Here is a 20,541-nt window from a genome sequence, read left to right on the forward strand (position 1 = left end):
GGGAAGCGCCTTTTTCTTCGCTTCGAATCGTGATTTATTTCACAAAGAAATGCATGACAAGGACGTAGAACAGCGTTAGAATAAGGGCATAGTGAAGGAGGCTTGAACGATGAGTGCGGTAGATGGAATACTATCACGCGCGCTGCAAGGCCAGCGCTTGGAATTGGAAGATGTCGTCAGGCTGTTCGAGTCGGAAGAGATCGAGAAGATGGGAGCGGCCGCGAACGAGCTCATGCTGCGCCGCCATCCGGAACCGATCACGACGTTCGTGGTCGGCCGCAACGTGAATTATACGAATATTTGTGACGTATACTGCCGGTTTTGCGCGTTCTACCGCGCACCGGGCTCCAATGAGGGCTACGTGCTGCCGGACGAATTGATCCTGCAGAAAATTCAGGAGACCGTCGACGTCGGCGGCACCGAGATTCTGATGCAAGGCGGCACCAATCCGAACCTGAAGTTCGGCTACTATCTGGATCTGCTGCGCAAGATCAAGGCGCGTTTTCCCGATATTACGATGCACTCCTTCTCCCCCGCGGAGATTCACAAGATGAAGGACGTATCGGACGGTCTCTCGCTTGAGGAAGTCATCCGGCAGATTCACGAGGCTGGACTCGACTCGCTGCCCGGCGGCGGAGCGGAGATACTCGACGATCGCACGCGCAGGAAAATCAGCCGGCTCAAGGGCACTTGGCGCGACTGGATGGACGTCATGACGACCGCCCACAAGATCGGCATGAACACGACCGCCACGATGGTCATCGGCTTCGGCGAATCGATGGAGGAGCGGGCGCTGCATCTGCTGCGCGTGCGCGAGGCGCAGGACGAGTGCCTCACGAACGGCTACCCGTCCAAGGGATTCCTGGCGTTTATCCCGTGGACGTTCCAGCCGGACAATACGAATATGAAGCGCGAGAAGGCGTCGCCGGAAGAGTACCTTAAGACGCTGGCGATCAGCCGCATCGCGCTGGACAACATCGACAACTTCCAGTCGTCCTGGGTGACCATGGGACCGGAGATCGGCAAGCTGTCGCTGACTTACGGATGCAACGACTTCGGCAGCACGATGATGGAAGAGAACGTCGTCTCGGCGGCCGGGACCACGCACAAAGTCAACATCGAGCTCATCCTTAAGCTGATCCGCGAGGCGGGCAAGATCCCGGCGCAGCGCAATACGCGCTACGAGATTCTGAAGGTGTACAACGAGGACGAGAGCGTGGCGCGGGACTTTATTATGCAGAACTAATTTTTTCGTACTTTTTGAAGGCTGCTGCTTAATTGCAGTAAATATATCATGGCGCGAATGACGGGCATTCACACTACAAGAGGGTGTGAGTTGGCTCGTCATTCGAGTTTTATGGTCCTTTTTCTAGCAAAGGCGATTGACCAACCCGCGCGCTATTGCGCTCCATCGCCTCTTGTAGTGAAGGCGATCGCCCGGTCGGGGCGCTTTATTGCCCCATCGCCTCTTGTAGTGAAAGCGATCGCCCAATTCGCGCACCCGATCGCTCAATCGCCTCTTGTAGTGAAGGCGATTGACCAACCCGCGCGCTGTAGCGCCCCATCGCCTCTTGTAGTGAAAGCGATAGCCAACGCGCGCACCCGATCGCCCCATCGCCTCTTGTAGTGAAAGCGATAGCCAACGCGCGCACCCGAGCGCCCCTTCGCCTCCTCTAGTGCAGGCCACCTCCACCCTCCCCGCACCCTGCGCCGCAGCCGCATTTTCCCAGTCCCGAATTAATAAAATATACCACTCGCCGCAAGCGATCGTATATCCCGAATCCGGTCACCATATAGCTTAAGAACAGGAAGCCGGGGGTGAGACGATGGACAGGGAGCAGTGGACGGTCAGGTTGTACGGGAACCTGGAGACGCGAAGCAGGCTGCAACGCATGATGAACGACGCGTTCGAGGGGCTGGCCGACAGCGCGGGACAAGGTCCGTGGCAGCTCGCGGACCGCGGCGACGCCATCGCTTGCCGGCTTGATATCTCCGCGGGACGCAGGGAGTTTTGCGACAAGACGGGCATGGTGCTGGCCGAGTTCATGCTGGCGGTCAAGGAGCCGCAGGCCCTCGAGAAGATCATGCAACGCAGGCTGGGAACGCGGGATCCCAAGGAGATCAAGACGGGCGTGCGGGAAGCGGTCGTCCTGCTGAACGGCGAGCTGCCTAGCGGAGGAGAGGCGTTCGGTGCGCAGGCCGATGGAGGCGAGGGAAGAAGGCGCAGGCAGGTCCAGATGGGGATGAAGCTGGGCGAGTATCTGTGGCGGCACGGCTCGGTGCATCTGGACGGGTACGTCCGCTTCAGAATGCGCGACTATGCAGACGAGCTTCGGGAAGCGGCGGAGACGGCGATCGAGGAGATGCTTATGGACCGGCAGTACCAGGAGTTCATGCGGCTGCTGCAGTCTATGGTCAAAGGTCAGGAGACGGGGCTTCCCGCCATCCATGTATTGCATGGCGCCGGCCAGGGGCCAACGCTGCTCGACGAGAAGATGCGGCCGCTTCAGGACGAACCGGTCGCCGAGCCGATGCTGCAGGCGGCGGCCGACCAGCAGGACCGCGAGAGCTTGCTGGTCACGCGGCTGCTGGCGGCAAGTCCGCGCAAGTTGTACATTCACACGGACGAACCGGATGCGCAGGTGGTTCGTACGCTGATGGGGATTTTCGGCGAACGGGCGGCGATATGCGACCATCCGTCGCTGCGTTAGACTGGCGCACTCAATCCGCTCGACGATCCGGCCCCGACCTCCGTGAACCGCGCCCTTATGCCGCTTACGCGTCTTGACGGACGCGGTTGGATGCGGGTATAATGCAACTTATCGGCTGCGAGAAAGACAGCGGCGCTGCAACGGACGGCCCAGAGAGAGGAACCCAGGCTGCAAGTTCCTTCCGGCAACGGCAAGCGTCGACCCCTTTCGAGCCGCAGGGCCGAACGCGATTCGCGCGTCACCCCGTCATCGCATTTTTGCATCGAGACATTGCGACCCGACGGACGCCGCTTCGCCATTAAGTCCTGCCGGGTCATGACCGTTACTCATGCCTAGAGAATCGCCAGCGATCCGCATACGCGGACGGCGCTGCGGTTGAACGAGGGTGGAACCACGGACGCCAATCACGGCGCTCGTCCCTTTCCGGGGACGGGCGCTTTTTTGCGTTGCTTTGTCCCCAACACATATTCCATGCTGCCAAGGAGGCCAACGCAATGACTGTACAGATCAAGCTGCCCGACGGAGCGGTCCGCGAATACGAGGACGGCTCCAACATCGGTGACGTCGCGGGCTCGATCAGCCCGGGACTGAAGAAAAACGCCGTAGCCGGCAAACTGAACGGCAAAGTCGTCGATCTGAACGCCGAGCTGGCGCAGGACGCCAAGGTCGAGATCGTGACGCTGGATTCCGCCGAAGGGCTCGAAGTCATGCGGCACAGCACCGCGCATTTGATGGCCCAGGCGATCAAGCGGCTCTATGGCGATACCGCAGTGAAGCTGGGCATCGGTCCGGTGATCGAGGACGGCTTCTATTACGATATCGACATGGAGCAGTCGATCACGCCCGACGATCTGGCGAAGATCGAAGCCGAGATGGAGAAGCTCGTCAAGGAGGATCTGCCGATCGTACGGCGCGTCGTCAGCCGGGAGGAAGCGCTACGCATCTATACGGAGCTGGGCGATCCGCTGAAGCTGGATCTCATCGACGGGCTGCCCGAGGAAGCGGAGATTACGATCTACGACCAAGGCGAGTTTTTTGACCTTTGCCGCGGACCACACCTGCCGTCGACCGGGCGCATCAAGTCGTTTAAGCTGCTGAGCGTAGCGGGCGCTTACTGGCGCGGCGACAGCAAGAACAAGATGCTGCAGCGCATTTACGGCACCGCCTTCGCGAAGAAGGCGCAGCTCGACGAGCATTTGCATTTCCTCGAGGAAGCCAAGAAGCGCGACCACCGCAAGCTCGGCAAGGAGCTCGGCATGTTCACCTTCTCGCGCGAGGTCGGGCAAGGTCTGCCGCTGTGGCTGCCGAACGGGGCGAAGGTCCGCCAGATGCTCGAGCGCTACATCGTCGACCTCGAGGAGAAGCTCGGCTACCAGCACGTATACACGCCGGTACTGGCGAACGTCGAGCTGTACAAGATCTCCGGTCACTGGGAGCACTACCAGGAAGACATGTTCCCGCCGATGCAGATGGACAACGAAGAGCTCGTGCTTCGTCCCATGAACTGCCCGCACCACATGATGGTATACAAGAGCGAGATGCGCAGCTACCGCGACCTGCCGATCCGGATCGCCGAGCTCGGCACGATGCACCGCTACGAGATGTCGGGCGCGCTGACCGGCCTGCACCGCGTGCGGGCCATGACGCTCAACGACTCGCATATCTTCTGCCGCCTTGACCAGATCAAGGAGGAGTTCAAGCGCGTCGTGCAGCTCATCCAGCGCGTGTACGAGGATTTCGGGCTCAAGGAGTACCGCTTCCGCCTGTCCTACCGCGACCCGGCGGACAAGGAAAAGTATTGGCCCGACGATCACATGTGGGAGACCACTCAGCGCATGCTGCGCGAGGTCGTCGAAGAGCTCGGCCTTCCGTACTTCGAGGCCGAAGGCGAAGCCGCGTTCTACGGGCCTAAGCTGGACGTACAGGTGAAGACGGCGCTCGGCAAGGAAGAGACGCTCTCGACCGCCCAGATCGACGTTCTCCTGCCCGAGCGCTTCGAGCTCGAGTACGTCGGCGACGACGGCAAAAAGCATCGCCCGGTCGTCATTCACCGCGGCATCATCAGCACGATGGAGCGGATGACCGCGTTCCTGCTGGAGAACTTCGCCGGCGCGCTGCCGGTGTGGCTGTGCCCGGTGCAGGCCAAGATCCTGCCGGTCAGCCAGGCGTTCGAGGGTTACGCGCGCGAGCTCGAGGACAAGATTCGCGAAGCCGGCGTCCGCGTCGTGGCGGATCTGCGCAACGAGAAGCTCGGCTACAAGATCCGCGAAGCGCAGCTGGAGAAGGTGCCGTACATGCTCGTCGTGGGAGAGAATGAATCCGCGGCAGGCACGGTGTCCGTCCGCCGTCGCGGCGAAGGCGATATCGGCGCGGAGCCGATCGACGCCTTCATCGCGCGGATCAGGGGAGATATCGACAGCAAGCGCATAGACTGACAGGCGCGAGGCATTAAGGTATAAGGCATTGCGCATAAAGCTTGCGGGCTTTGGACATTCTCCCTCTAGGAGGAATGCTACCGATGCCCGCAAGCTTTTTTATCAGATCGAACCTGACCGCGCTTGTCGTGGCTGCCGTATTGTCCGCGTCCGTCGTCCCGTGCGGCCCCGCGGATGCGGCGGCGGTAACGACAGACGCGGCAGAAGATGTGGCGGATGCCGATACCTCGACCGTAAGCGTCCTGGCGACCGGCTACACCGCCGGCGTGGAGTCGACGGGCAAACGCCCCGGGCACCCGCAGTACGGGGTTACCTTTTCCGGAGTCAAAGTCAGGCGCAGCAAAGTATCGACGATCGCGGCCGACACGCGCGTATTCCCGCTCGGCACGCTGCTGTATATTCCGGGTTACGGCTACGGGTGCGTGGCGGATACCGGATCGCGAATCAAAGGCAGGCGCATCGATCTTTATTTCCCCTCCACGCGGCAGGTTTTTAAGGAATGGGGTAAAAAACAGGTCGAGGTCAAAGTCATCAAACGAGGCAGCGGCAGGGTCACGGAGACGATGCTCGACGCGATGAACGAGGTCGCCGTGGCGGGTCAGGACTTGTCCGACAAAAAATTCGATTCTTAGTATAATTATGATATTACGATCGGTATCCATATGTTAAAATGAAGGAGATGAGGATCAAAAGGCCTAAGGAGTGACATTAAGGCATGACGAACTCCCGCGGAGACATCGGAAGTCGCGAACAATCCGCTATCGAGGATGAACTTCTGAACGAGCTGTATCGAGAGATGCTGCGGGTGGCCCGTCACAGGCTTCATCACAAGAGCGACGCGATCGACGTGGTCCAGGAAGCATGGGTACGTATCTTGGAGAAGCGCGACACGCTCCGGGAGAGCAACAAGATCATCCCATGGGCGAAGACGATCGCCGCCAATCTGGCGCTCAACGCCAATCGGGCAAGGCGCGTCAAGCCCGTCAGCGAGCTCAGCGACTCCTATGCGGGCGAGTCCGGCGCCATGCGGCTGAACGAGCCGGAGGTCATCGCGGAGCTGTCCGACATTCTGGGACGGCTGGAGCCGGCTACGCGTACGCTGCTGCTCTACAAGTTTTACTACGGATTCAAGGACGACGAGATCGCGGCGGCGCTGCAGGTGCCGGTCGGTACCATCAAGGCCCGCATACACCGCGGCAAGGCCAGGCTGAAGGCCGAGTCCGGAGGCACTGGGGCCATGGACTTATAGCGAATCGCATACAAGCGCGAGGAACCGAGAGGTTCCTCTTTTATTTTGCCCGGGGGACGGATATAATGTTAGAAAATATAACATTCTTGTCGATCGGCGGTAGAAGATGTCGACGGCAGTCGGGGGCGGTTCGCATGGCCGGATGGCGGAAATGGATCAATAAGCGGACGGACGGGACCCGAGCCATGCGAAAGGAAGCCGGGGCCGCGTCCGAAGCTGCGACGCAGACAGGCGCGGTTGCCCTGGCGGAGCAGGACAAGCTGAGGACGATGGTCGGCGAAGCGGTCGTCATCTCCGACCGGCTCCAGGCCGCGGTGGACGAGGTAGACTCGAGCGTCGGGCAGCTCGAGGCGATCGCAGACCGGTCGGCCGTGCAGGAGGACCGGCTGCGGCAGCAGAGCCGGCTCGCGGCAGGCCGGCTGGACGAGGCGTTTTCCGCGCTGCAGGAGGTAGCGGCGGCATCCGAGGAGATTCGTGCCACCTCCGAGGGCATGAGCCGGCAGAGCAAGGAGGCGAGAGACGTCGTCATCGACGTGTGCAAGTCGATGCTGCAGACCGACGAAGTCATGAACGATCTCGCCGTCCATCACGGGACGATGGAGGAACGCGTGAGCGGACTGATCGCCCAGGCCTCGAAGATTACGCAGATGAACGAGCTTATACAGGAGATTGTCTCGCAGACGTCCCTGCTGGCCTTGAACGCGGCGATCGAGGCCGCGCACGCCGGCGAATACGGCAGCGGGTTTACCGTGGTGGCCCAGGAGATCCGCAAGCTCGCCGAGCAGAGCGGCGTCGCGGTCAAGCAATCCACGGGCATCGTGCGCGACATCGAGGCGGGCATCCGCCAGGTCGTGGCGTCCGTCGCGGAGGAGAAGCAGTCGGTCGCGCGCGGTCTGGCCGAGATGAAGGTGAACCGGGACCGGATGGACGCGATCTACAATCATATCGTGAAGGTGGACGGGCAGGTCGGGCAAACGCTGGGCGCCGCCGTCGAGCAGGCCGATCGGACGACCGTGGCCAACGCGATGCTCAAGGACGTCGTCGACGCGGTCAATCTGATGATGGCGAGCATCGACGACACGCTCGCGCAGAATGTGAAGCAGCGCGAGGAGACAGCCAAGCTCGGCAGAGTATCCACCGGGCTTAAGGCGGCCGCGGACGAGCTGATCGGGGCGGTCCAGCAGGCCGGCGGGAGGGTGTGGTCGGACACGGGGCTCGCGGAGAAAGAGCGCTGGATGCAATTTCTCGAGACCATGGCGGCGGATCCGGCGCTCGTCGGGCTGGAGGAAGACATTCACCGCAAAGTCTTGTCCGGATGGCTGGCGAATACGGCCGGCGTGGAGGCGATTTGGTCCAATCGGGCCGACGGATCGTTTATCTTTTCCGAGCCGGTCGCAGGCTTGCTCAATGCGCGCAGCCGGGATTGGTGGAAAAAAGCGATGGAAGGCGATATGTTCGTATCCGAGGTTTATTTATCCGCGATTACGAAAAAGCCCTGCGTGACGGTATCGATGCCGCTGCCGGGGACCGAAGGCAAGCCAATCGGCGTTATCGGGATAGACATTGTGATCTCTTCCTAAAAAATAGCTGACATAAGTGTTCTCATATGGGAGGAATTCCGGTACAATTGGCTTACGTGTGATGAATCTTCACAAGAATAGACAGGTGATATTTCATGACGAAGCCGATCGTGCAAACCATATCCGCTTCCGGCGTGCCGGCGAGGCATGCGGAGGTCCATTCGCTCCTGGATGCGCTCATCGAGAAGCGGCTTGAGGAAGTTGCCGAGATCGAACAGATGGTCCAGCGCTACGAGCGCAGGATTCAGAAGGAAGAGCAGGCTTACCGGACCATGTCGACGCTGCGCAAGTTTCTGAGCGGCAAGAAGCCGGATCATCATGCTGCCGTCGAATATATTCATTATGTCAAGAAGCCGCTCGAGAAGGCCAGGCACCTGCGCGAGGAGATCGCGCGCTACGAGACGATGAAGCAGAACGGCGAGACCATAGAAGATCAGGGATAACCGAATCCTGCATGTGTGGAAGGAAGCTTTTCCGGAGACGTCCGCGTCTTGCCGGAGAAGCTTCTTTTTTATGAGCTAAAATAAAAAGCTTCGCCGTCCCCGATCGGATGGCGAAGCTGGATAGCGGACGAGCCCAAGACGGCTATTCGCGTCTCAGCCGCTCGATATCGAGAAAGTCGTGCTCTTGGCTGTATGCGGGCACGCCGTGAATGCCGACGTCGAGACCGACGAGCTCTTCGTCGCGGGATACGCGCACGGGCCGCCATGCCTTGATGAGCTTGAGGGAGCCCCAGGTGAGCGCGAAACCCCAGACGGCGACGACGGCCAGGCCGAGCGCCTGTACCCCGAGGAGCCGCCAGCCGCCGCCGTAGAACAATCCGGCGTTCGCGGCCAAGTCGGGCGTCGCGAACAATCCGACCGCGAGCGTGCCCAGGCTGCCGCACACGCCGTGCACGGCGAAGGCGCCGACCGGGTCGTCGACGCGGCGCGCCTCGAGCCACTCTGTCGCCAGCACCATCGCGATGCCGCTGACCGCTCCGATGAGGATGGCGGCCCCGTCCGACACGAAGGCGCATCCGGCGGTGATGCCGACGAGGCCCGCGAGCGCGCCGTTAATGACGGTAGGCGGATCCGCTTTTTGATATCGCAGGATGGTGAACAGGATGCAGGCGGCGCAGCCGGCGGCCGAAGCGAGCATCGTCGTGACCGCGATGTGTCCGATGTTGGGGTTGGTGGCGCTGAGCGTGCTCCCCGAATTGAAGCCGAACCAGCCGAACCAGAGGATGAAGGCGCCTACGGAGGCCAGGGGGAGATTGGACGGCGGGACGATGTTGGTGCGGCCGTCTTCGCCGAATCTGCCGATGCGCGGCCCGAGGAACAAGGCCGCGGCCAACGCGGCGAACCCGCCGAGCGCGTGGATGGCCGCGGAGCCGGCGAAGTCGATCATGCCGAGCTTCGCGAGCCAGCCGCTGGCCGACCAGATCCAGTGTCCGGATATCGGATAGATAAGGCCTGTCATGATGATCGTGTAAACGATGTAGGCTCGGAAATGAATGCGTTCGGCCACGGCGCCGGACACGATCGAGATGACGGCGATGACGAAGGCGCATTGGAACAGCCAGAAGGTGTCGACTGAAATGTTAAGGCTTAAGTGGGACAGGTCACCGTTCATCAAGAAGCCGGACCAGCCGATTAAGCCGCCGGCGTCCTTGCCGTACATGAGCGCGAAGCCGACCACATAAAACAGGAGGGCGCCGAACGAGATGTCGACGAATACCTTCATAATAATGCTTACCGCGTTTTTCTGCCGGACGAAGCCTGCCTCAAGCAGCGCGAATCCGCCCTCCATCAGTAAGATCATCGCGGCGGTCAACACGACCCAGATCGTGTCGACGCCGCTGGACAGCGCTTCCAACGTCATCTTTGTTCCCCCAGAGCGAATCGATTTTATAGGGTATAACACCAAATCAAACGAAATTACGACCAAATTATATAGCGTTAAGTCATATATGTCAACGAAACGTGTGATAATAAATGACATAATAAAAAGGGCTGGGAGCGGCCTCAGTCTCTAGACCGAGCGAAGTTCCTTCCCGCGCCGCTATGGCGGCGGCAACACTTTCCTTTATAATGAAACCAGTTAGAACATTAGAGCACACAACGGAGGAACCCCTATGCAGCAGTCGGTGCTACACCGCATCTTTTGGGGATTTATTTTAATCGGAGGCGGCCTGGTATTTTTACTGAACCAGAGCGGCGTCATCGAGGTCGATATCGGCTATCTTTTCTCGACTTATTGGCCCGTTTTCATGATCTTTTTCGGCATCCAGGGCTTGCTCCTGCAGCGGAGGAACGGCATCGGCTGGAATTCGGTCGTCGTGCTGTTCGGCATCTTCTTCCTCGGACGGAACCTGGGCTGGCTGACATGGGAGATCGGAGATCTCATCCGGTTCGCGATCCCGGCGGCGTTCATCGTGGCGGGCTTGAACATGGTGTTCAGAGGAAGCGGATGCGGCGCTCCGAAGAAAAAATGGGAGGATAGCGGATGGAATCAGGTAACGCCGCCGCCGGCGCCCGAGACTTTCGATTCGGCCTTGCCGCCGCCCCCTCCCCCGCCGCCGGCGCCGTACGACAGTCCGAACGCATTTACGGACGAGGCTCCATCCGGCGACGGTCCGCCGGCCATGTCCGCTAACGGAAGGGACCAGGACGCCAATCGGACGCGGGATCCCCGAGCGGCGAACGGACAGGACTGGGGATGGGACCCGAAGGATCGGCTGCAGCAGCGCTTGGAGCGACGGCAGGAGCGTCTGGGCCGCGTGCACGAGCGCATGCAGGAGCGGGCTGAACGGATTCACGCCAAGCATCAGGAGCGCCATGAAAAGCTTCATGCGAGAACGCGTGAGCGCCACGCGCGACGGGGGCATGACCACGGTTACGATGGCGGCAGCGAGTCCGAACGTCTATGGAAGGATTATCACCGCCCGCCTGGACATTCGATGCGGGGATCGCGAATCGATCACAGCCGGTTCATCGGCGACGTGCACATCGGTCAAGAGATGTGGGAACTGCAGCCGATGAGCATTTCTCATTTTATAGGCGACACGACGATCGACCTGACGCGGGCGCATATCCCCGTCGGCGAGACGCGCATCTATGTCTCCGCCTTCATCGGGGACGTCAAGGCTTATGTGCCGGGCGACCACAGCGTCGGCATCCGCGTCGTCTCGAGCTGTCTGATCGGGGACGTGAAGGTGCTCGAACAAAAGCGGGGCGGGGTATTCAACCAGATGTCCGCGGAGACGCCGGGCTTCCAGGATACGGACAAACAAGTCGTGCTCATCGTCAGCTGCTTTATTGGCGACGTGCGCGTGACGAAGGTAGGTTGACCTCCGGTGCCGAAGTTGTTACGCAATATTAAATGGGAATGGGCCTTCTATGCCGCGCTGTCCGGCGGTATCGTGCTGGCCGTCATCTACGGTCTGTGGCGGCCTCATATCGAGGCGCTGCCGGCGGGGCCGGCGATCTATCGGCTGATCCCGCTGCTCATCGCCGTGCGCATCGTCAGCGCCTACTTCCGCGGCAGAAGGTACCAGAGCCGAATCGACGCATTGCAGGAAGCGCTCAAGCAGTCGGCCGCAGGCAACTGGGAAGCCCGGCTGCCGGAGGATAGGACCGACGCCTTCGCTGGATCGTACCGGGAATTCAACCGGCTGCAGCAAGGGCTGTCGGAGCGGCTCCGCCTGCTCCAGCAGCTCGGCGAGAAGGAAGTGATGGGCAAGGCGGCCACCGTGGAGGAGGCGGTGCTGGAGGAGCGACGCAGGCTGGCGAGGGACCTGCACGATACGGTCAGCCAGCAGCTGTTCGCGATCCATATGAGCGCGTCCGCGCTGCCGGCCTTGATCGAGAAAAACCCGGAGCATGCCGGGCGCGTCATGCAGCAGCTCATCGAGATGTCCAAAGCCGCGCAGCGCCAGATGCGCGGTCTGATCGCGCAATTGCGGCCGCTCGAGCTGCAGGGGACGACGCTGCCGGAAGCGCTGGACCGCTGGTTCCCGGATTATTGCCGGCAGAACGGCATGCAAGGGACCCTGGACGTCCGTGTGTCCGCGGCCCTGCCGCCGGCCATGGAGCATCAGCTTTTTCTCATCATTCAAGAAGCGATGGCCAACGTAATGAAGCACTCGGGCGCGGACGAAGTCCGGCTGGTGCTGGGCGAGACGGACAGGCAGGTGCTGCTGTCGATCGACGACGACGGGGAAGGCTTCAGCGCGGATCAGGTTAAGGCGGGCTCATACGGCCTGAGCACGATGCGCGAGCGGGCGATCCAGCTCGGGGGGGACGTCGAGATCGCGACCAAGCCCGGTTCGGGAACGCGGATTAAGGTCGGACTGCCCAAGTTCGCCCAGGCGGTCGAAGGAAACGGAAGGGGTTAAGCGCTAATGACCGGAGTAAACGCAATGCAAAGCCCGTGCGGCGTGCTGATCGTGGACGACCACGAGATGGTGAGGGCGGGCATCCGCACCTATCTGATGCTGGACGACCGCTTCGAGGTCATCGGAGAGGCTGCGGGCGGGCAGGAGGCGATCGACCGTCTGGATGCGGGCGCATACGGCGGGCGCGTGCCCCAGCTCGTACTGATGGATCTCATGATGCCCGGCATGGACGGGGTGGATTCGACCCGCGCGATGCTGGCCAAGTACCCGAACGTGCGGATCGTCATTTTGACGAGCTTCCTTGAAGATGACAAGATCGTGTCGGCGATCGAGGCCGGCGCCGTAAGCTATGTGCTGAAGACGGTGTCCGCGGACGAGCTCGTCTATGCGATGCAGGGCGCGCTCCGAGGAATGCCGGTCATGAGCGGCGACGTCTCTCAGGCGCTGACGCGCGGACTCCGCCGGCGCATGACGCAGGATGAAGACGAAGGCTTGACCGAGCGCGAGCGAGAAGTGCTGCTGCTCATCGCGGAGGGAAAGTCGAACAAGGAGATCGGCGACGAGCTGCATATCAGCATCAAAACCGTCAAGACGCATGTCAGCAACCTATTGATGAAGTGCGAGCTCGAGGACCGGACGCAGCTAGCCATCTTTGCGCATCGTAAAGGCTGGGCGAAGGCTTAACGCGGGGAGGTTTAGCGTGCGGCGCGATCGGGCATTCTATGGCTAAAAAGGCGGAATTTCCATGCAATTGCTGTCTTCGAGCCTCACCTCCACCCAAGTCCCGTACGTTCAGGCGCAGGAAGGCCTGGACGATTTGGGCTTCAGCCTGGGAGGCAACTGGGAATACAAGACGGGATCCCTCGACCGCGCGCTCGACCAGGCGCACAAAGTATGGTTGCGGCTGCCTTTCGAGGTTGAGCGCGGCGAACTTGACGCGGAGGCTGAAAAGACCGATGCCGTCATTCGGTTCGGACAGCCCTACGTATTGAAGCACGAGTACGAAGACGGGCTGGATCAGGATGCGCAGCCCCGGACGTTCGGCGGTTTTTTCGACCAGTTCGCCGCGCCGGAGAACCCGGATGCCGCGATCGAGGATACATGGATTCGCGAAGCCAAAAGACTGTTGGAACAAGCGGAGCAGCGGTTCGCCAACTAATTCGCGAGCCCGTCTTTGTGTCCTAATTAGAAGCAGCGGCGATCGCCCCGAGATATTACGTCCGCCCTCCGGCGATACGGGGGGCGTTTCTCATTTTTTGACTTTTTAGTTTTGATTCAGTTCACTTTAAGATTGTTTTAAGGTAAGTAGGCGAAGATGGTAACAAGAAGAACAACAACGACCGGCCGGGAACCGCCGGCGAGGACATGGGAGGAATCGGACATGGACGATCAGAACAAAAAGCCGGAAGACAATCTCTTCGGGTTCCGATACGGCAATGAGCGCGAAGAGAAGGGCGAAACGCAAACGACGAAGGGCCCGGAATTCGGGTACTCGGGCTCCGCGGCCGAACGCGACGGATCGGCGGGCGAGACGGCCTCCGCGTCGGATACGCCGGATTCGGGCTACCTGCCGCCGAGAGAGGAGACCCGCTTCACGTACGGCCCGTTCGGAACGGACCGGGAGCGCAGCTCCGCCTACGGATCGGCGTACGAGGGCGCGGAGGCGCAGCGTCCCGCGACGCCGGCCGTTCAGCCCGCGGACAGGGAGTACCGGCCGTTCACCGTCTCGGGCAGCGGCAGGAACTGGGAGGCATCCAAGCCGCCCCGCAAGTCCTCGGTACGCGCGATCTTCGCGTCGTTCATGGCGGGCGTGGTCGTCGTAGGCGGACTGATGTTCGCGGCCGACCGCGGCGATTGGTTCAGCACCCAGGCGGCGGCGCCCGCCTCCGCGGCGGTTGCGTCCGCGAGCGACAACGGCGGCGCCAAGACGGTCGCCAACGTGTCGGACGTGGTGCGGCCGAACAACATTGCGAAAATCTTCGAGCAAGCAAGCCCGGCGGTCGTCAAAATCGAGACTTTCGTATCGGCGTCGAGTGGCGGCGGGGGCGGCACGGGCAACTGGTTCGACGAAAATCCGCTGTTCCGCCAGTTCTTCGGCGACGAGTACGGAGACGGCTCCGGCGGCAATGGAGGCGGCAGCGGAAACGGTAGCGGCGGCGGCACGGACGGCAGCGGTTCGCTGCAGGAGTCGGGCATGGGTTCGGGCTTTATTTTCGACTCCACCGGCTATATCCTGACGAACCAGCATGTCATCGCGGACGCCGACCAGATCAAAGTTACCGTTACCGGTCATCAGGAACCGTATACGGCGAAGCTGCTCGGCTCCAGCTACGATCTGGACCTCGCGGTTCTGAAGATCGAAGGCGCCGACTTCCCGACGCTTAAGCTTGGCGATTCCGGATCGGCCAACATGGGCGACTGGGTCGTGGCGATCGGCAACCCGTACGGCTTCGACCACACCGTTACCGTCGGCGTGCTGAGCTCCAACGAACGCGAGATCAGCATTCAGGATTCGGACGGCACGCGGAACTATGAGCATCTGCTGCAGACCGACGCTTCGATCAATCCCGGCAACTCCGGCGGTCCGCTGATTAATCTCAACGGCGAAGTCATCGGCATCAACACCGCGGTCAGCTCTCAGGCGCAAGGCATCGGGTTCGCGATCCCGACGAGCACGATCACCGAAGTGCTGGACAATCTGAAGTCCAACACCAAGATTCCGGCGAAGCCGTCTCCGTTCATCGGCGCTACGCTGCAGGATATCAGCAGCTCGGCCGCCCGCCAGCTGGGACTGTCCAGCACGGATGGCGCGCTCGTGAACAGCATCCTGTATAACTCGCCGGCTTACAAGGCGGACCTGCGACAGTACGACGTCATCCTCGGCATGGACGGCAAGTCGTACAAGACGAAGGAAGAGCTGATCGAGGCGATCCAGAAGAAGGCCGTGGGCGACAAGGCGATCCTGAACGTCTACCGCGACGGCAAAAAGATCGATCTGACGCTGACGATCGGCAACAAGAGCGACTTCGCCGATCAATCGACGGAACAGCAACCGCAGCAACAGCAACAACCATAAGCGCCAACAACCATAAGCTTTTCTGCTACAATAGCGTTAGCGGGGCAGTCGCCGAGACTGCCCTATTCTTTTAGACGGAGGAACCTATGAGACCTCATATTCTCGTAATCGACGACGACGACAAGATTACCTCCCTGCTCAGGCGCAGCCTGGCCTTCGAGGGCTACGAAGTATCGACCGCATCGAGCGGTCCGGCAGGCCTCGGCATCGTGGCCGACAAATCCGCGGACCTGATCATTCTCGACGTCATGATGCCCGGCATCGACGGCTGGGAGGTGTGCCGCAGGCTGAGGACCGCGGGCATCAACGTGCCCGTGCTCATGCTGACGGCCAAGGACGACGTGCAGGACCGCGTGCGCGGCCTTGATCTGGGGGCTGACGATTACCTGGTGAAGCCGTTCGCGCTCGAGGAGCTCATGGCCCGCGTGCGCGCCCTCATGCGCCGCCGTCCGGAGCCGGCAGGGGAGAACAACAGGCTGCGCTTCGAGGATCTCGTGCTCGACGTAGACGGTCGGGAAGCGATCCGCGGCGACAACCGGATCGAGCTGACCGCCAAGGAATTCGATCTGCTCCACCTCTTCATGCAGAATCCGAAGCGCGTCCTCTCGCGAGACCAGATCATGGATAAAATCTGGGGCTACGATTATAGCGGAGAGTCCAACGTGCTCGAGGTGTACGTGGCGATGCTGCGCCAGAAGCTGGAGGAATTCGGGGACAAGCGGCTCATTCAGACGGTGCGGGGAGCAGGCTACATTCTGAAGGGAGACAGCTAGCTCATGTCGATCAGGCTGCGTCTGACCTTGTGGTATTCGGGGCTGCTGGCGATCTTGCTGATCGCGGTCAGCGTCATCATGTATGCGGTTGTATCCCAGAATACGATGGGCGTTATTAAGAATAGACTGGCAATCGAAGCCGATAAAATACGCGTCGCCGTGTCGCCGGACGATCTTGACCTTACGCCGCGCGCCTCTTCGCCGTTCGATGTCATTATCGCCGTCCAAGTCGTTAACTACTCGCAATCGTTCGAAGGCGTAGTCAACAGCAAGTCCAGCAACCTGATCTCTTCCAACTTCACGTTTCCGTTTCCTTCGGCCAAGCAAGCGGTAGACGGTCAATACCGCGCTGTTACGCTGTCGGGCACGCCATTCTTAATTTATGAAAAGCGGTTGGAACTTGGCGGTCAATTGCTCGGATTATTGCAGGTCGGCGCCTACACGGGCAAGGAAATCGGATATTTGTCGCAAATGCGCACGATCCTTTGGATTGCCGGCCTCGCCAGCCTCGTTCTCGCCTTCGTCATCGGCCTCTTCCTCGCGCGCAAGGCGCTGCGGCCGATCGAGAAGGTGACGGAGGCGGCGGAGCGCGTGCAGAGCGGATCGGATCTGAAGCTCCGCATACCGGGAGAGAGTCAGGACGAGATCGGCCGGCTCACGAGGACGCTCAACCATATGCTCGAACGGGTGGAAAAGGCGTACAATGTGCTCGAGGAGTCCAATACGGCGCAGCGCAGATTCGTATCCGACGCCTCCCATGAACTGCGCACGCCGCTTACGACGATCCGCGGCAATGTGGATCTTTTGGAAAAAGTATGGGCGGAGAAGGCTTCGGGCGATCTTGCGGATGCGTCGGGGAATGCGATGGCAAAACCTCGTCTATCCCTCGCCGAGCGCGAGGAGCTGTCGCGGGAGGCGCTGCACGATATCTCGGACGAAGCGCGGCGGATGAGCAGTCTGGTCAACGATCTGCTGTCGCTAGCTCGCGCGGACGCCGGTTATGTGGTGGACAAAGAGCCGATCGATCTGCTTCCGCTTGTCGAAGAGGCGGCGCGCAGGGCAGGGTTTCTGCCGCGGAAGGCGGAGTGGATCGTGGGTCCGCTCGATGCGCTCGCCGGTGTGCGCGTCGTCGCCAACCGCGATTATCTGATGCAGCTGCTGTTCATCTTCATCGAGAACGGCTTCAAGTATACGCCCGCGGGCGCAGTGCGCCTGGAGGTGTTCCGTCAGGACGATCGCGTCGGACTGTCCGTCGTCGATACGGGCATCGGCATCGCCAAAAGCGACATGCCCCGCATATTCGACCGCTTCTACCGGGCCGACGAATCCCGCGGTCAGACGGCGGGCACCGGCCTCGGACTCTCGATCGCCAAGTGGATCGCGGACATGCACCGCGCCTCGCTGGACGTCCAATCGCGTCCCGAAGGCGGCAGCCGGTTTACCGTCTGGCTGCCCGTCGACTTTTCCGATCGCCCGGATTACGGTATAATGGAGGCATCGGTACGCCCGGTTGTTCCTGGTACGGAACCAAGCTGACAGTACGGGCGAGAAAGCGGGTTACAAAAATGGAGATCGTTAAAATTTCCCCTCGCGGCTATTGCTACGGCGTGGTGGATGCCATGGTGCTCGCTCTTCAGACGGCGCGCAACCTGGATCTGCCGCGCCCCATTTATATTTTGGGCATGATCGTGCACAACAGCCATGTCACGGAATCGTTCAAGGACGAGGGCATCATCACGCTGGACGGCGCGAACCGGCTCGAGATACTCGAGAGCATCGAGTCCGGCACCGTCATTTTCACTGCGCACGGCGTATCTCCCGAGGTACGCAGCAGAGCCAAGGAGAAGGGGCTGACCATCGTGGACGCCACCTGCCCGGACGTCACCAAGACGCACGACCTCATCCGCGAGAAGGTCGCCGCGGGCTACGACATCGTCTATATCGGCAAAAAAGGTCATCCCGAGCCGGAGGGAGCCATAGGCATCGCGCCCGAGCGCGTCCATCTGATCGAGAGCGAGGCGGATATTGCGGAACTTCGCCTCGCGGGCGACCGTATTATAATTACGAATCAGACGACGATGTCGCAGTGGGACATCCGTCTGCTGATATCCAAGCTGCTGGAGACGTTCCCACGGGCAGAGGTTCATAACGAGATCTGCCTGGCGACGCAGGTCCGGCAGGAGGCGGTCGCGGAGCAGGCGAAAAACGCGCAGCTGTGCATCGTGGTCGGAGATCCACGGAGCAACAACTCCAATCGGCTCGCCCAGGTGTCGGAGGAGATCTCCGGCGTGAAGGCGTACCGCGTCTCGGACGTAACGGAGATTCAACAGGAATGGCTCGCGGGCATCGACCGCGTGGCCGTCACATCGGGCGCTTCGACGCCGACGCCGCTGACCAAGGAAGTCATCCAGTACCTGGAGCGATACGATCATAACGATCCTTCGACGTGGGAGATCCGCCGCACCGTCAACATGAGCAAGCTGCTGCCGACGGTTAGAGAAAAAACAACCATTTGAGCCTTTCCCGGCTGGAGTGGCGCCGCAGGCCGCAAGAAAGGAGCGCCATGCAACAACGTTTCCGCAAGTTCGGACGTTATCTGAAGCTTCAATACGTCAAGCTCCTGCGTGCCAAGGGCGGGGCTTACTCTATAGCGATGGGGTTCGCGATCGGGCTGTTCGTCGAGATGTTTAATCTCCCTACCTACGGCACATCGTTCGTGCTTATCTTTCCGCTGATCTTCTTGCTAAGAGGCAATTTGCCGTCGGCGCTCGTCGGTTTCGTTTTCGGCAAGCTGATCTACGTGCCTATGTCGTTCCTGAACAAGATGGTGGCGGACGCCGTCATGCCCGAGCACTTCGCGGTCAACTTCTCGTTCCTGCCGGAGAAGGTCAACCACTTTCTGCTGTTCAACCTGAAGATGATCGTCGGCGGCATGATCGACGGGCTGGCGCTCGGCGTTCTGTTTTTCTTTCCGATCTGGTACAGCGTTCAGGCCTTCAAGCGCAAGCGCAGGGAGAAGAGACGCGCTAGGAAGATCGTCGTCGAGGCGAACAAACCGGCATTGGAGTAACAAGATTGGCATAGGGCCCCGGGGATTGACACCCGGGGTTTTATCGTCTATATTTACTTTAGCGCTTAAAAGCGTATAAGCGTCGAAGCGTATAAGCTTAAAAGCATAAAAGCGAGTGAGCTTGAATAATCCGAAACCGGGAGCGTGTCCTTATGATCGTTATTACGACTCCGCATATCTCCGAAGAACGCATCTTGGAGATTGCAGAATATATTCAGAAGAGCGGCGTTCAGCCTCATATCTCGCGCGGGACGGACCGTACGGTCATCGGCATTATCGGCAAGGCCGAGCCGACGCTCGCGGAGCATATCCGTTCGATGCAGGGCGTGGAGAACGTCATCAAGATCTCCAAGTCCTACAAGCTGGCGAGCCGCGACTTCCATCCGGACGACACGATCATCGACGTGAAGGGCGTCAAGATCGGCGGCGACAATCTGGTTGTCATGGGCGGCCCATGCGCGGTCGAGACGCCGGAGCAGATCGACGAGATCGCCCGCCTGGTGAAGGCGGCCGGCGGACAGGTGCTGCGCGGCGGCGCGTTCAAGCCGCGGACCGGTCCCTACAGCTTCCAGGGCATCGGCGTAGATGGACTGAAGTGGATGAAGGAAGCCGGCGAGAAGTACGGCCTGCTCACCATCACCGAGGTCATGGCGCCCGAGTTCGTCGATATCTGCGCGGAAAATGCGGATATCATGCAGGTCGGCACGCGCAATATGCAGAACTTCGACCTGCTCCGCAAGCTCGGCACGATCCGGAATCCGGTGCTGCTCAAACGCGGCTTCAGCGCGACCTACGACGAATGGCTGAATGCGGCCGAGTACATCCTCGCCGGCGGCAACCCGAACGTCATGCTGTGCGAGCGCGGTATCCGCACCTTCGAGACGTACACGCGCAACACGTTCGACTTGGCCGCGATCCCGGTCATCCAGCAGCTGTCTCACCTGCCGGTCATTGCCGATCCGAGCCATGCCACGGGCCGTCGCGAGCTAGTCGAGACGATGACCAAGGCGTCGCTCGCCGCGGGAGCCAACGGTCTGATCATCGAGATGCATACGGACCCGGACAACTCGGCGACGGGCGACGGCGTGCAATCGCTGTTCCCGGACCAGTTCGCCAATCTGCTCAAGGAGCTCGAACAGCTCGCGCCGCTTCTCGGCAAGCGTTTCGACACGGCCAAGGAGCCGGCTGAAGCGTTCGCGACATGGATCAAATAAACCGAATGCAACGTGCAGAACCGCCAGCATCGCTGGCGGTTCTTTAATTTCGTGA

The 20,541-nt window shown here is 60.7% G+C and carries 18 protein-coding genes; 17 read left to right on the forward strand and 1 reads right to left on the reverse strand.

Annotated features, from left to right (window positions below; translation table 11 throughout):
- Positions 1–109: 109 nt before the first annotated feature.
- The 7 genes from mqnC to PQG80_RS06545 all read left to right on the forward strand — a co-directional run bounded on the left by mqnC (position 110) and on the right by PQG80_RS06545 (position 8,418).
- Complete coding sequence (mqnC, locus tag PQG80_RS06515; RefSeq protein WP_271750415.1) at positions 110–1,246, forward strand: cyclic dehypoxanthinyl futalosine synthase; 1,137 nt, start codon at positions 110–112, stop codon at positions 1,244–1,246.
- A 580-nt stretch (positions 1,247–1,826) separates the two neighbouring features.
- Positions 1,827–2,711 carry a putative sporulation protein YtxC gene (locus PQG80_RS06520; protein WP_271750416.1) on the forward strand — a complete coding sequence of 295 codons (885 nt, stop codon included), beginning with the start codon at positions 1,827–1,829 and terminating at the stop codon, positions 2,709–2,711.
- Positions 2,712–3,205: 494 nt separating this feature from the next.
- Positions 3,206–5,146, forward strand: coding sequence for a threonine--tRNA ligase (gene thrS / locus PQG80_RS06525; RefSeq protein ID WP_271750417.1), 1,941 nt, complete (start codon positions 3,206–3,208; stop codon positions 5,144–5,146).
- 83 nt (positions 5,147–5,229) lie between these two features.
- On the forward strand, positions 5,230–5,778 hold the full coding sequence (locus tag PQG80_RS06530; protein ID WP_271750418.1) for a 3D domain-containing protein: 549 nt from the start codon (positions 5,230–5,232) through the stop codon (positions 5,776–5,778).
- 83 nt (positions 5,779–5,861) lie between these two features.
- On the forward strand, positions 5,862–6,395 hold the full coding sequence (locus PQG80_RS06535; RefSeq protein WP_271750419.1) for an RNA polymerase sigma factor: 534 nt from the start codon (positions 5,862–5,864) through the stop codon (positions 6,393–6,395).
- Positions 6,396–6,529: 134 nt separating this feature from the next.
- On the forward strand, positions 6,530–7,975 hold the full coding sequence (locus PQG80_RS06540) for a methyl-accepting chemotaxis protein (RefSeq protein ID WP_271750420.1): 1,446 nt from the start codon (positions 6,530–6,532) through the stop codon (positions 7,973–7,975).
- 95 nt (positions 7,976–8,070) lie between these two features.
- Entirely contained in the window at positions 8,071–8,418 is a 348-nt protein-coding gene (locus PQG80_RS06545; RefSeq protein ID WP_271750421.1) for a hypothetical protein, read from the forward strand.
- Positions 8,419–8,560: 142 nt separating this feature from the next.
- Here the strand turns inward: PQG80_RS06545 and PQG80_RS06550 are convergent, their stop codons facing one another.
- Entirely contained in the window at positions 8,561–9,838 is a 1,278-nt protein-coding gene (locus tag PQG80_RS06550; protein ID WP_271750422.1) for an ammonium transporter, read from the reverse strand.
- 253 nt (positions 9,839–10,091) lie between these two features.
- Here PQG80_RS06550 and liaF point away from each other — a divergent pair, with 253 nt between their 5' ends.
- The 10 genes from liaF to aroF all read left to right on the forward strand — a co-directional run bounded on the left by liaF (position 10,092) and on the right by aroF (position 20,486).
- Positions 10,092–11,306, forward strand: a complete 1,215-nt coding sequence (gene liaF / locus PQG80_RS06555) for a cell wall-active antibiotics response protein LiaF (protein WP_271750423.1) — start codon at positions 10,092–10,094, stop codon at positions 11,304–11,306.
- Positions 11,307–11,312: 6 nt separating this feature from the next.
- Positions 11,313–12,353: a sensor histidine kinase gene (locus PQG80_RS06560; protein ID WP_271750424.1), complete on the forward strand. Its 1,041-nt coding sequence runs from the start codon at positions 11,313–11,315 to the stop codon at positions 12,351–12,353.
- 24 nt (positions 12,354–12,377) lie between these two features.
- The gene (locus PQG80_RS06565) at positions 12,378–13,037 is read left to right on the forward strand and encodes a response regulator (protein ID WP_271750426.1); all 660 of its coding nucleotides are present in this window, start codon (positions 12,378–12,380) and stop codon (positions 13,035–13,037) included.
- Positions 13,038–13,098: 61 nt separating this feature from the next.
- Positions 13,099–13,512, forward strand: coding sequence for a YugN family protein (locus tag PQG80_RS06570; RefSeq protein ID WP_271750427.1), 414 nt, complete (start codon positions 13,099–13,101; stop codon positions 13,510–13,512).
- Between the two features lie 222 nt (positions 13,513–13,734).
- Positions 13,735–15,429, forward strand: coding sequence for a S1C family serine protease (locus PQG80_RS06575; RefSeq protein ID WP_271750428.1), 1,695 nt, complete (start codon positions 13,735–13,737; stop codon positions 15,427–15,429).
- Between the two features lie 86 nt (positions 15,430–15,515).
- Positions 15,516–16,202, forward strand: a complete 687-nt coding sequence (locus tag PQG80_RS06580; RefSeq protein WP_271750429.1) for a response regulator transcription factor — start codon at positions 15,516–15,518, stop codon at positions 16,200–16,202.
- Between the two features lie 3 nt (positions 16,203–16,205).
- Positions 16,206–17,738, forward strand: a complete 1,533-nt coding sequence (locus PQG80_RS06585; RefSeq protein WP_271750430.1) for a sensor histidine kinase — start codon at positions 16,206–16,208, stop codon at positions 17,736–17,738.
- 29 nt (positions 17,739–17,767) lie between these two features.
- Positions 17,768–18,718 (forward strand): 4-hydroxy-3-methylbut-2-enyl diphosphate reductase, encoded by a 951-nt coding sequence (locus PQG80_RS06590; protein ID WP_271750431.1) that lies wholly within the window; start codon positions 17,768–17,770, stop codon positions 18,716–18,718.
- A gap of 47 nt (positions 18,719–18,765) precedes the next feature.
- Positions 18,766–19,272, forward strand: coding sequence for a DUF2062 domain-containing protein (locus PQG80_RS06595; RefSeq protein WP_271750433.1), 507 nt, complete (start codon positions 18,766–18,768; stop codon positions 19,270–19,272).
- A 152-nt stretch (positions 19,273–19,424) separates the two neighbouring features.
- A complete protein-coding gene (gene aroF / locus PQG80_RS06600) occupies positions 19,425–20,486 on the forward strand; it encodes a 3-deoxy-7-phosphoheptulonate synthase (RefSeq protein WP_271750434.1) in 1,062 nt (353 codons plus the stop codon).
- The last annotated feature ends 55 nt before the right edge of the window (positions 20,487–20,541 follow it).

The organism is Cohnella rhizoplanae, from assembly GCF_948329515.1.
GTDB classification, from domain to species: domain Bacteria; phylum Bacillota; class Bacilli; order Paenibacillales; family Paenibacillaceae; genus Cohnella; species Cohnella rhizoplanae.

What these genes read in the sequence shown, in the direction of transcription:
- mqnC (WP_271750415.1), top strand. Translation starts at nt 110, where the DNA reads ATGAGTGCGGTAGATGGAATACTATCACGCGCGCTGCAAGGCCAGCGC.
- PQG80_RS06520 (WP_271750416.1), top strand. Translation starts at nt 1,827, where the DNA reads ATGGACAGGGAGCAGTGGACGGTCAGGTTGTACGGGAACCTGGAGACG.
- thrS (WP_271750417.1), top strand. Translation starts at nt 3,206, where the DNA reads ATGACTGTACAGATCAAGCTGCCCGACGGAGCGGTCCGCGAATACGAG.
- PQG80_RS06530 (WP_271750418.1), top strand. Translation starts at nt 5,230, where the DNA reads ATGCCCGCAAGCTTTTTTATCAGATCGAACCTGACCGCGCTTGTCGTG.
- PQG80_RS06535 (WP_271750419.1), top strand. Translation starts at nt 5,862, where the DNA reads ATGACGAACTCCCGCGGAGACATCGGAAGTCGCGAACAATCCGCTATC.
- PQG80_RS06540 (WP_271750420.1), top strand. Translation starts at nt 6,530, where the DNA reads ATGGCCGGATGGCGGAAATGGATCAATAAGCGGACGGACGGGACCCGA.
- PQG80_RS06545 (WP_271750421.1), top strand. Translation starts at nt 8,071, where the DNA reads ATGACGAAGCCGATCGTGCAAACCATATCCGCTTCCGGCGTGCCGGCG.
- PQG80_RS06550 (WP_271750422.1), bottom strand. Translation starts at nt 9,838, where the DNA reads ATGACGTTGGAAGCGCTGTCCAGCGGCGTCGACACGATCTGGGTCGTG.
- liaF (WP_271750423.1), top strand. Translation starts at nt 10,092, where the DNA reads ATGCAGCAGTCGGTGCTACACCGCATCTTTTGGGGATTTATTTTAATC.
- PQG80_RS06565 (WP_271750426.1), top strand. Translation starts at nt 12,378, where the DNA reads ATGCAAAGCCCGTGCGGCGTGCTGATCGTGGACGACCACGAGATGGTG.
- PQG80_RS06570 (WP_271750427.1), top strand. Translation starts at nt 13,099, where the DNA reads ATGCAATTGCTGTCTTCGAGCCTCACCTCCACCCAAGTCCCGTACGTT.
- PQG80_RS06575 (WP_271750428.1), top strand. Translation starts at nt 13,735, where the DNA reads ATGGACGATCAGAACAAAAAGCCGGAAGACAATCTCTTCGGGTTCCGA.
- PQG80_RS06580 (WP_271750429.1), top strand. Translation starts at nt 15,516, where the DNA reads ATGAGACCTCATATTCTCGTAATCGACGACGACGACAAGATTACCTCC.
- PQG80_RS06585 (WP_271750430.1), top strand. Translation starts at nt 16,206, where the DNA reads ATGTCGATCAGGCTGCGTCTGACCTTGTGGTATTCGGGGCTGCTGGCG.
- PQG80_RS06590 (WP_271750431.1), top strand. Translation starts at nt 17,768, where the DNA reads ATGGAGATCGTTAAAATTTCCCCTCGCGGCTATTGCTACGGCGTGGTG.
- PQG80_RS06595 (WP_271750433.1), top strand. Translation starts at nt 18,766, where the DNA reads ATGCAACAACGTTTCCGCAAGTTCGGACGTTATCTGAAGCTTCAATAC.
- aroF (WP_271750434.1), top strand. Translation starts at nt 19,425, where the DNA reads ATGATCGTTATTACGACTCCGCATATCTCCGAAGAACGCATCTTGGAG.